Origin of the sequence: Pseudoalteromonas sp. S558, from assembly GCF_005886635.1 — a bacterium.
Classification (GTDB): domain Bacteria; phylum Pseudomonadota; class Gammaproteobacteria; order Enterobacterales; family Alteromonadaceae; genus Pseudoalteromonas; species Pseudoalteromonas aliena.
Window position 1 is genome coordinate 1 of the sequence record NZ_PNDU01000049.1, and the last position, 9,653, is coordinate 9,653.

The 9,653-nt window shown below is 37.1% G+C and carries 14 protein-coding genes; 6 read left to right on the forward strand and 8 right to left on the reverse strand.

What is annotated here, in order from left to right; all coding sequences use genetic code 11:
* Positions 1-585: 585 nt before the first annotated feature.
* Positions 586-1,053 (forward strand): SRPBCC family protein, encoded by a 468-nt coding sequence (locus tag CWB66_RS03720; RefSeq protein ID WP_182770393.1) that lies wholly within the window; start codon positions 586-588, stop codon positions 1,051-1,053.
* The gene (locus CWB66_RS03725; RefSeq protein WP_138584382.1) at positions 1,022-1,909 is read left to right on the forward strand and encodes a TIGR03899 family protein; all 888 of its coding nucleotides are present in this window, start codon (positions 1,022-1,024) and stop codon (positions 1,907-1,909) included. Before CWB66_RS03720 ends, CWB66_RS03725 begins: the two co-directional genes overlap by 32 nt.
* 33 nt (positions 1,910-1,942) lie before the next feature.
* Here the strand turns inward: CWB66_RS03725 and CWB66_RS03730 are convergent, their stop codons facing one another.
* The 7 genes from CWB66_RS03730 to dusA all read right to left on the reverse strand — a co-directional run bounded on the left by CWB66_RS03730 (position 1,943) and on the right by dusA (position 6,751).
* On the reverse strand, positions 1,943-2,713 hold the full coding sequence (locus CWB66_RS03730) for a TIGR04219 family outer membrane beta-barrel protein (RefSeq protein ID WP_077536027.1): 771 nt from the start codon (positions 2,711-2,713) through the stop codon (positions 1,943-1,945).
* A gap of 3 nt (positions 2,714-2,716) precedes the next feature.
* Entirely contained in the window at positions 2,717-3,703 is a 987-nt protein-coding gene (locus CWB66_RS03735) for a DUF2333 family protein (RefSeq protein WP_138584383.1), read from the reverse strand.
* A gap of 8 nt (positions 3,704-3,711) precedes the next feature.
* Positions 3,712-4,221, reverse strand: a complete 510-nt coding sequence (locus CWB66_RS03740; protein WP_138584389.1) for a copper chaperone PCu(A)C — start codon at positions 4,219-4,221, stop codon at positions 3,712-3,714.
* 87 nt (positions 4,222-4,308) lie between these two features.
* On the reverse strand, positions 4,309-4,626 hold the full coding sequence (locus tag CWB66_RS03745) for a hypothetical protein (protein WP_138584384.1): 318 nt from the start codon (positions 4,624-4,626) through the stop codon (positions 4,309-4,311).
* A gap of 11 nt (positions 4,627-4,637) precedes the next feature.
* The gene (locus CWB66_RS03750; protein WP_077536031.1) at positions 4,638-4,844 is read right to left on the reverse strand and encodes a PspC domain-containing protein; all 207 of its coding nucleotides are present in this window, start codon (positions 4,842-4,844) and stop codon (positions 4,638-4,640) included.
* Positions 4,845-4,853: 9 nt separating this feature from the next.
* Positions 4,854-5,534 carry a PspA/IM30 family protein gene (locus CWB66_RS03755; protein ID WP_138584385.1) on the reverse strand — a complete coding sequence of 227 codons (681 nt, stop codon included), beginning with the start codon at positions 5,532-5,534 and terminating at the stop codon, positions 4,854-4,856.
* 242 nt (positions 5,535-5,776) lie between these two features.
* Entirely contained in the window at positions 5,777-6,751 is a 975-nt protein-coding gene (dusA, locus tag CWB66_RS03760) for a tRNA dihydrouridine(20/20a) synthase DusA (protein WP_138584390.1), read from the reverse strand.
* Positions 6,752-6,895: 144 nt separating this feature from the next.
* Between dusA and CWB66_RS03765 the strand changes: the two genes are divergently transcribed.
* From CWB66_RS03765 to CWB66_RS03775, 3 genes are all read left to right on the forward strand, one after another.
* A complete protein-coding gene (locus CWB66_RS03765) occupies positions 6,896-7,969 on the forward strand; it encodes a site-specific integrase (protein WP_138584386.1) in 1,074 nt (357 codons plus the stop codon).
* A gap of 250 nt (positions 7,970-8,219) precedes the next feature.
* On the forward strand, positions 8,220-8,555 hold the full coding sequence (locus CWB66_RS03770; protein WP_138584387.1) for a hypothetical protein: 336 nt from the start codon (positions 8,220-8,222) through the stop codon (positions 8,553-8,555).
* Positions 8,556-8,564: 9 nt separating this feature from the next.
* Positions 8,565-8,846: a hypothetical protein gene (locus tag CWB66_RS03775; protein ID WP_138584388.1), complete on the forward strand. Its 282-nt coding sequence runs from the start codon at positions 8,565-8,567 to the stop codon at positions 8,844-8,846.
* Positions 8,847-8,956: 110 nt separating this feature from the next.
* Here the strand turns inward: CWB66_RS03775 and CWB66_RS22190 are convergent, their stop codons facing one another.
* The gene (locus CWB66_RS22190) at positions 8,957-9,127 is read right to left on the reverse strand and encodes a hypothetical protein (protein WP_171037457.1); all 171 of its coding nucleotides are present in this window, start codon (positions 9,125-9,127) and stop codon (positions 8,957-8,959) included.
* A 131-nt stretch (positions 9,128-9,258) separates the two neighbouring features.
* Here CWB66_RS22190 and CWB66_RS23170 point away from each other — a divergent pair, with 131 nt between their 5' ends.
* Positions 9,259-9,540, forward strand: a complete 282-nt coding sequence (locus CWB66_RS23170; RefSeq protein WP_502705284.1) for a DUF8453 domain-containing protein — start codon at positions 9,259-9,261, stop codon at positions 9,538-9,540.
* Positions 9,541-9,653: the final 113 nt, after the last annotated feature.

The following is a 9,653-nucleotide window of genomic DNA, read 5'->3' on the forward strand; positions in this document are numbered from 1 at the left end:
GTGGTGGGCTTGCGGGATTGAAATTTGTTCAACCTAGGGACGGTTGAATCGCGGCGCGAGGTTTGTAACCTTGTGGGCTCGATAACTGCTCCTGCGTTATCGTCTATTTATGGGGGAACAAGCATAGATCATAGGCTCTGCCTTACTTAAATACCAAACAGTCTGCTGTAAATTCAACCTCGAAAGATCAACATGCCCTAGCTAAAGGTTGAACTTACACTGTACGTTTGGTTTTAGACAAAACTAAACTTATTAAGGATGGTTACACCCTGCTATAAACACAAGTAAAAGTAAGGCCTGTAAAAGTGAGGAAGATTTACTTTACTTTTTACTTAGCTTTTTAAAAGGCAGCAACCTGAAAGGATTAATAATTTTTAAGTAACTCATTAAACTTTTGGTTTATAAATCAATTCATACTATATTTGGCTTATAAATCTTTACCTTTGTATATTGAGCATTCTTTTATAAGGCGCACTTATTAAATTATTAAAAACGTTATTACAATTTCTCTTTATATTATTACTGCTGGCTTTAGTAATTGGCTTAACGCTACCTCAAAATTACAGTGTTGATAAAAAAATGGTAATAAACGCAGATACTCGCACTATTAAATTATTAGTTAGCGATTTTGATCAGTGGCATAAATGGTCCCCATGGCAACAAGTAGATACATCAATTCGTTTTAGCGTTAATGAACCGAGTGCTGGCGTAGGGGCTCATCAATCATGGGTTAGTAAGTGGGGTTATGGAGAGATGACCATTACTTCCATAAATAAAGATAAAATAGCATTTAACTTACTATTAGATAATGAACATATAGTACAAGGAACCTTAGAGTTTGCTCAAGCAAATCAAGTCATCATGGTTACATGCCATATTGAAGGTCAGGCAACTACATTATTAATCTCAGGCTATATGGCTATGTTCTACAAATATATATTAAGTAATGCAGTAACCTTGGGGTTAAATAATTTAAAAACAGTCGCTCAACTATATGAGCCACAAGCTACTACGGACAGCCATGACAGTAAAAACAGCACAAGCCCGAATTAATCTCGCTAACATAATTGAGTCATTACTTGGCTACTCAGTCGCAAAAATAGCAAGCAATGGGCTTTCCTCATCAAATGAGCAAAGTTATGGGCCACAAGGAAGAATAAAACCTCTGTACCACATCAATAGTGATAACTCTATTTTAGCTCGCGCTCAAAAAAGACAAGATCTATTACTCATTAAACAACAACAAAATATTGAAGCAATTTTATCAATGGCAATGAGTTTTTGCCCTGATGTAGCCAGTAGTCACCGACCGGATGCAGACTGGGTTGAGCACTTTGTTGCTTTATGTGAAGATACTTCTAATGAGTCAATGCAAACGCTATGGGCAAAAATTTTAACGGGAGAGACTCTCAATCCTGGGACTTTCTCAATTAAAAGCCTGCAAACTCTCAAGCACATGACCCAGCGCGAAGCCGACTCGTTGCAAAAATGTGTTTCACTTTCTGGCTATAATGAAAAAGACGACAGTCATTTTATTTTGCTTGGCTTTTATAAAAAGCCATCCCTGTTTGATTTACTGCGCAAGGGCAATAAAGTGTCATTAAATTTAGGAAGAACAGGCATTAGCTTCCCTGATATTTTAACGCTAATGGACCTTAACCTACTCTATAGAAAAGAAATTGAATCAGCGGTACTTAAAGCAGGACAAGAACTTACACTGTCTTTTTTGTCACAAAAAGTAACATTAAAAGCAAAAAGCAGTGATTTAGTATTGAGCTATTACAAATTCACTCAAACCGGTGATGAGCTATCTAAACTTATTAATTTTCCAATCAACAAAGTCTACAAGCAATTGATTAATAATGCATTAGAGGGAGAGTTTGAGTTAGCATGGCATGCTATAAAATAGCACACCACACTTTATTTAATTAGTCTGTGCTAATTAGAAGTGAACTTGCACACCTACAAATGGGCCTGACGCATCAATATTAGTATTAATATCATCAACGTCGTCTAACTCCAATGTCATAGAGCGATAACCTGCTTTAACTGCAACATCTACAGCTAGGTTATCAAGCAGTTCCCACGCTACACCCACTTGATAATCTTGTACTTTGCTGTCGTCGATAGCTAAGAAGCTACCTTCAACAAACATGCTTAAACCTGTAAATGGTAGACCAGCTTCAGCACGACCGTAAGCTAGTGGTACAAAACCTGAAAAATCAACGTTTTCTGTAAAGTTAGCACCACCAGTTTGCGTAGTACCCGTTACTATCATATCACCGTCAAACTGCTTTACATTTAAACCTAAATCAATCGAGATCAAGTCGTTATCAAATATTTCGTAGTAAAAAATATAATCAATATGTGTCAAATCGTTAACCGAATTAACAGCAGTACCCACGACATAATCAGAACCATTAAAGCTAAATGTATCAGTTAATACTGCAGAGCCATTTAGTTCAAGCTCTGTATATTTAAATTTGAAATTAGGTACTACAGGGACTGGGTGTTCAAGCGCGATGTAATAACTTACAAATGTTTCATCTTTAAATTTAAAATCTTGAGGTTGATTTCCTTTATAAGAAAACTGACCATCGCTATCTGATTTCCAACCATCAACACCTGCGTACAAGCCTAATAATGTATCAGCTTGTGCTGCTGGTGCTAAACATGCCAGTGAAAGGGCTGCTGCTAAACAATACTTTTTCATTTTTTATCCTTGAGCTAATAGCTCGCTAAGTTCGATTAAAGCCGCGTTGGCTCTAGAAATATAATTTGCCATAACCAAAGAATGATTAGCTACATAGCCAAAACCATTTCCGTTTAAAATTATTGGGCTCCATACGGTTTCTTGAGTTGCTTCAAGTTCACGTATAATTTGTTGTACACTTACACGGGCATTCTTCTTTTCGAGTACATCAGCAAAGTCATACTCCACTGCCTGTAAAAAATGCAATAGTGCCCAAGTTGCACCGCGAGACTCATAAAACACGTCATCAATCTCTAACCATGGTGTTCTTATTTGTTGCTGTAATGGCGCAAGTGTCGCTTGTTTATTAGATGAATTACCCGCTAAATCTGTGTTTACTTTTTCTTGGCCTACACTGGCACTCAAGCGCTGACTTAAGCTGCCTAGGCGCTTCTCTGCTTCTTTAAGCCAACCGCGAAGGTTGTCAGCCCGTGCGTAAAATTGACTATCACGCTCGTGTTGATTTGCAATTTGCGTACGATAAACAACTAAGTAATCAATCCCTTTTTGATATTCACCTTCAGCACTTGGCCATGCCCATGCTTCAGAGCTTATATTAAATTGCGGCTGCGCTTTTTTAAGAGCTTCATGTTCAGTTGACTGTGATTGTGAGCGGCTAAAATCTTTACGCATAGAAAGTGATAAATCACGTACCATTTCTAGTGCACCATATTCCCATGCTGGCATGTCATCCATAATCATACTTGGCGGCATTACATCATTTGACAAATAGCCTCCTGATTTATTAAGTAAGGTATTTGCTACTGTGATTAATGTGGAGGTGGTGATATAGCCCGTTACTATTTTTTCGTTACGCAGCTGTGCTTGCTCTTTTGCATTTGCAACAACGTCAAAGCGTGAAGGCTCGGTGCTCCAATATACAGCAATGGCATAAAATATGATGAGCAGTAAAACAATTGCTCCTGCTATTTTTCCTTTATGTTGCGACATACATACTCCTAATGGTGGGAATGTTGTGTTGATGACTTTGATTGCTTCGCTTGCGATTCAAGCGACACCACCTGCGCATTAGTGAAAAGGCGGTTGCCATCACTAAAATATAGCGTGAGTTTACGTTCTTGCCCTACTTTTAGTGGCTCTTGTGGCTCAAACACCATTAAATGATAACCACCAGGTTGAAAGATTACACTTTCATGGCCTTTAATTACTACTGAGTCAACCTTTTGCATTTTCATCATGCCATCAACGTGTGAATGCTCATGTATTTCTACATGCCCTACACCATCAATGCTCGCTTTTATTAGCGTTGCAGCTGCTTTATTGTGATTAGTAATTGTTAAATACCCTACACTTGATGTACTTGCAGGTAAAAACTCTCTAACTTGAGCATTATTTACTATAAGCTCTGCGGTATCAGCGTCATGATCATGTCCAGAATGCGCCGCCAGTGATGACGAAAAAAAACCAAACATTAATGTAGTCGCTATCGAAAAACACCATTTCATCATCATTATAATCCTTGTTAAAACATAAAATAACACGCTAAATTTAACATAGTTACTTTATAATAGTCAGTAAAATTAAGGATTAAGAAATCATTTTTTGTTATCAGCAACTAACCAACACACTATTGCGATAAACAATAACGGCCATGCAATAATTACCGAGCCAAACAGTAAGGCTAAAATAGTACCCACTAATGCAACTACACCAGCACCAATTAACCCCATAGCTACAAGCGCAACAACAACCACTACTGCAACTATTGCTGCAAATGCACCTACCAGCTCAAGCCCTGCCCAGCTGATATCAGCAATCCAAAGCGGAAACTGCCAAGTATCAAAGTGCGTAAACGATATTAAATTAGTAAACAACAATAAATAAACAAGTACACATACGACTAAGGCTTTCATTGGATTACTCCTTAAGATATTTTTTCATCAAGGCAGCAATGTGCAATAAAATAACCTAATGCAATTGCAAACGGAAAACTCAAAAATAACAAAATAGTGACCAAACGCGTTGACCATACCGGAAAATCTAATCGATATGCCAAACCACTACATACACCCGATATTTTTTTATCAAGCGTATTCTTATACCAGCCACGTTGATGATTAAAACTATTCATAACACCCTCCTAAGCAGTTTGCTTTACGTTAGTTTTTAAGCTCGCTTTTAAACTTGCAAGCTCTGCATCAATTTTTTCATTTTTAACTAACGACTCTATTTCAGATACAGTCAAGCTTGCTGAGTCAGTGAGTTCATAAGCTTCTACTTGCGCCTCAATACCTTCAACACGTTGCTCAATTTGTTCAAAACGAGATAACGCATGCGTCACTTTATCGCTTTGTAATTGGGTATTAATTTTATTTCTTGCAACAACAACGTTATGACGCTGTGATAATTGAGTTTGCTTAACTTTGGCTTCTGCCATTTTTTGTTGAAGACGCTCACAATCGTTTCTAATTTTTGTAATAGACTCTTGAAGGGCCACTAATTGAGTTTGCTTATTCGCAATACTTTCACTCAGTTCCTGCTTTGCAACTAATGCTGATTTAGCAAGATCATCACGCCCTTTTTCAACAGCAAGTTCAGCTTTGGTTTGCCATGTTAACAGCGTATTTTTTTGAGTATCAATTTGGCGGTTGATTATTTTCTCTTCGCACAATAAGGCTGCTGCAGTACTACGACACTCATTCAGTGCATCTTGCATCTCGCTAAGCATTAAATTGACCAGCTTTTTAGGATCTTCTGCTTTATCAAGCATGGCAACAATGTTTGATTGAATTACATCATTTACGCGATTAAATATGCCCATGGTATTCTCCAGTTGATTTTAAATTGATTACAACAAGACGATTCCAAGAGTTGTGCCAAGTCAATTAAAATAGAAGTAAACACAATAATATCAGTAGATTAAGCAGTTTATAATCAAAATAAGAATGACTTGAAACTGAATGAAATAAAGTGTAATTAGCCAATAAAGTATGTTTTTGACTAATTTTTAGGATCAAAAAAGCCACTCGAAAGTGGCTCAATATTTAATGCTTGTGCATAACTTTATTCTGGTACAAAGCTGAGTGCCTTATCCATAACTGATAAATCAGCTTGCTTGCCATGACCGTTTTCAGAAAGGTGGCGTCTAAACCCACGTGCGCCTGGTTGTCCCTGAAAAATACCGAGCATATGGCGCGCAACATGCCAAAAGTTAGCCCCCAAGCGCATTTCTTCTTCAATGTAGTCATACATAGAACGCACTACATCATGACGAGATTGCGTATTGGCAGCATCACCATATATTTTTTCATCAACGTCATTGAGCATAAATGGATTACTGTAAGCTTCGCGGCCAATCATTACACCATCGATATGTTGTAGGTGTTCTAGGCTCTGCTCAATTGTTTTTACACCGCCATTTAGGCTTAAATCAAGCTGCGGATAATCTTTTTTAAGCTGGTAAACACGAGGGTAATCAAGAGGTGGAACTTCACGGTTTTCTTTCGGACTTAAGCCATTGAGCCACGCTTTACGAGCATGAATAATAAAATCATCACAGCCTACTTTATGAGACGCTTCAATAAGCGCACATAAAAACTCATAAGAGTCTTGCTCATCAATACCAATACGCGTTTTAACTGTTACCGGAATGCTTACTTCGTTTTTCATTGCTGCAACACAGTCAGCAACTAATTGAGGTTCTGCCATTAAACACGCACCAAAACGGCCATTTTGAACTCGGTCTGACGGGCAACCTACATTTAAATTTATTTCGTCATAACCTCGCTCACCCGCAAGCTTGGCACATTGCGCAAGTGCTTTAGGATCTGAGCCACCTAATTGCAACGCAACAGGGCCTTCGTGCTGATTAAAATGAAGATAGTCACCGCGACCAAATAAAATAGCCCCCGTAGTTATCATTTCGGTATAAAGCACAGTGTGCTTAGTCATCTTGCGATGAAAAGTACGACAATGGCGATCAGTCCAATCCAACATAGGTGCCACGCTAAACCGCCTAAACCCTGTATTACTTGCCATTACTGGGCTAGAGCCCTTATTTAGTGTGTTACTCATATAGTCTGAATTGCCTTGAATTGCCTTGAATCGCCGCGAGTTTCGATATACAGTCACCCTATAGTCACCCTCATGGGGTTGGACTGATCAATAACTTAGGGTTAAATCATGGCTTCATATAATATCGAAAAACGTTGTCTTGCTTCAGGCGACTACCGCTATAAATGCGTAGTACGCGAGAAATCTAAGGGCAAGATTATACACAATGAAAGTAAAACATTCAGTAAAAGAGTGTTGGCTGAGAGTTGGGGCAAGAAACAAGTTAATGATATTGAGCAATCGAGGGTGACTGAAACAAAACAAACGGTCACCCTAGGCACCCTGATGAACATGTATTATGAAAACCATGATTTATGGAATGCTACCGGACGTACTAAGCAATTTGTTATTAAGATGCTGATTGATTGCGATATAGCATCGGTTTTATCAAATGAATTACGCACTAGTGATTTAATTGAGCATTGTAAAAATAGACGCAGCGCTGGTGCGGGGCCAGCGACTATTTATCATGATATAGCATATTTGCGCAGCGTTATGAAAAAGGCGGGGCCAGTATGGAATATTGATGCTAACTATAAAATATTTGAAGACGCAGTGCCGGTGCTAATCGAAATGGGGTTAGTTGGCAAAAGCCAAAAGCGAACACGCCGCCCTACCGATAATGAATTAGATAAATTGCGTGAAGGCTTAAAGGAACGCATGGACTACAGGCCAAACGGTAAAGTGCGCATTCCTTTTTTAGATATTTTAGATTTTAGTATTTTAACCTGCATGCGTATTGGTGAAGTTTGCAAACTGCGCTGGGAAGATTTAAACGAGGATCACAAAACTATATTAGTTCGCGATAGAAAAGACCCGCGCAAAAAGGAAGGTAATCACATGATTGTGCCTTTGTTGGCTGGTTCATTTGATATTGTTATGCAACAGTCTAAAAATGATGATTTGATATTTCCTTATAACTCCCGCTCTGTAACTGCTGGTTTTCAACGTGTACGTAATGCATTAGGTATTGAGGATTTACGCTATCATGATTTACGCCGCGAAGGTGCTAGCCGGTTATTCGAAAAAGGTTATTCAATAGAAGAAGTAGCACAAGTAACAGGCCACCGTAATTTAAATATTTTATGGCAAGTTTATACGCAATTATTTCCGCATAAATTGCATGATAAGTTTAATAATTAATTTGTAGTAGCTTACACCCTCACAGTAATAGATGAATTGCACACACTCTTACATTAAACTTACTCAAAGATAATAAAAAATTTTTCAATAGTCATAATTTGTTAAAACCATATAAGTCAGGGTGAGTAATGACCGTATCGCATAAATACTTAAGTATTGATATTTTTCTTTTTTCACCTTGTAATTCTTTAACAGGCCATTATGCTATGGCCAACATAATTATTACTAAAATTCCATTTTGAGGTTATAAATGTCGGCTGAAACAGCAACTAATGTAGCAACTTATGCTTTTACAATCACAGAAATATTATCTTTGATATTAGGTATTGTTTCTATTGTATTGGGAATTTTTGCTATTTGGTTGACTCCTCATCTAAAAAATGAATCTGAAACTCTCAATAAAGAAACTCAAGAATTATTGGTTGAGATTAAAGTTGATGCCAAGTCAGTTACCCGTGGTGTTTTAAGTGAAATGGAAAAATGGGGCGATGTTGGTAGAACCGCACTAACATCCAGTTCAGAAGATAATAGATCTGGTGGAGTTGGCTCATCCACAAGTTCCTCTAATTCTTCACCATCAAATTAAGGAATTAAAATGTCCAATAACCTATTCATTTCGTACGATTTAAATTCTCCTCATCAAGATTATGATGCGATCATTGAAGTTATAAAAAGCCTAGGCCCTTGGGCTTCTGTTCAAAAGTCACTTTGGTATGTAAGTTCAGATAAGTCAGCCGAACAGGCTGCTGTTATTATTAGTGAAAAGATGGATGCTAATGATTCGCTTATCGTTATGGACACCAAGAGTAATAATGCATATTGGTTTAACATATCTGAAGAAGTTGCGAAGCATATACAAGAGCACTGGCACAATTAATCAAAAATCAATAAATTCATGAAAATAAAATCTGTTGTCTACTGATATGAATAAAACTGTTAGATATGATTGATTTTTATAAATCATATCTAACAGTTTGCGTTGTTTATTTAACTAATTAACTCATTATGTATAGATTCACTATTATCTAATAATCTGTGTAAAACAGTATCTAAAAGCTGGTGCTTTAACTGAGTATAGTTTTCTTCATTAGTTAGCAGAGTTAATACAGCCAGCATTTCAGTGTTTAGTAGTGCGATTCTGTCTAGCTTATCCATCATAGTAAAAGTTACCTTTAGTGTTTAATTTAGGATAACTCTATCGCCTTTTTAAAATCGCGCGTTTTTACAAAAATTAACTACCAAAAACTTAATTAACCATTTTTTATTTGCTTTAATATTGGATAACAATAATGACTGAATTAATTTCAAAGATAGTCTTGCCCTTAGCTTCGACACTGACAGCATGTGTCGCAATTTATTTTACTTGGCAGCAATCGAAATCAAATAAACAACATAACGAATTATCTGTTAGGCCTGCAATATGCAGTAATTTATACTGTCACATAGACACATTAGAGTTCACAATTACAAACAAAGGTCTTGGCCCCGCTAGAGTCGATGAGTTTAAGTTTTATTATGATAATACGCTCATAGAATACGAAAATTTTAAGAAAAAAATAGATAAAAAATAGATAAAAAATAGATAAAAAATACCTCAAGTTTTGCTTAGATACAAAACCACCTGTTACAGCAACACAAAGACAAAATATCTTTATAGATATATAGCTAAAGATGCTACATGCAT

What these genes read in the sequence shown, in the direction of transcription:
- dusA (WP_138584390.1), bottom strand. Translation starts at nt 6,751, where the DNA reads ATGGCAAGTAATACAGGGTTTAGGCGGTTTAGCGTGGCACCTATGTTG.
- CWB66_RS03775 (WP_138584388.1), top strand. Translation starts at nt 8,565, where the DNA reads ATGTCCAATAACCTATTCATTTCGTACGATTTAAATTCTCCTCATCAA.
- CWB66_RS03750 (WP_077536031.1), bottom strand. Translation starts at nt 4,844, where the DNA reads ATGAATAGTTTTAATCATCAACGTGGCTGGTATAAGAATACGCTTGAT.
- CWB66_RS22190 (WP_171037457.1), bottom strand. Translation starts at nt 9,127, where the DNA reads ATGATGGATAAGCTAGACAGAATCGCACTACTAAACACTGAAATGCTG.
- CWB66_RS03725 (WP_138584382.1), top strand. Translation starts at nt 1,022, where the DNA reads ATGACAGTAAAAACAGCACAAGCCCGAATTAATCTCGCTAACATAATT.
- CWB66_RS23170 (WP_502705284.1), top strand. Translation starts at nt 9,259, where the DNA reads ATGACTGAATTAATTTCAAAGATAGTCTTGCCCTTAGCTTCGACACTG.
- CWB66_RS03765 (WP_138584386.1), top strand. Translation starts at nt 6,896, where the DNA reads ATGGCTTCATATAATATCGAAAAACGTTGTCTTGCTTCAGGCGACTAC.
- CWB66_RS03745 (WP_138584384.1), bottom strand. Translation starts at nt 4,626, where the DNA reads ATGAAAGCCTTAGTCGTATGTGTACTTGTTTATTTATTGTTGTTTACT.
- CWB66_RS03730 (WP_077536027.1), bottom strand. Translation starts at nt 2,713, where the DNA reads ATGAAAAAGTATTGTTTAGCAGCAGCCCTTTCACTGGCATGTTTAGCA.
- CWB66_RS03755 (WP_138584385.1), bottom strand. Translation starts at nt 5,534, where the DNA reads ATGGGCATATTTAATCGCGTAAATGATGTAATTCAATCAAACATTGTT.
- CWB66_RS03770 (WP_138584387.1), top strand. Translation starts at nt 8,220, where the DNA reads ATGTCGGCTGAAACAGCAACTAATGTAGCAACTTATGCTTTTACAATC.
- CWB66_RS03735 (WP_138584383.1), bottom strand. Translation starts at nt 3,703, where the DNA reads ATGTCGCAACATAAAGGAAAAATAGCAGGAGCAATTGTTTTACTGCTC.
- CWB66_RS03740 (WP_138584389.1), bottom strand. Translation starts at nt 4,221, where the DNA reads ATGATGAAATGGTGTTTTTCGATAGCGACTACATTAATGTTTGGTTTT.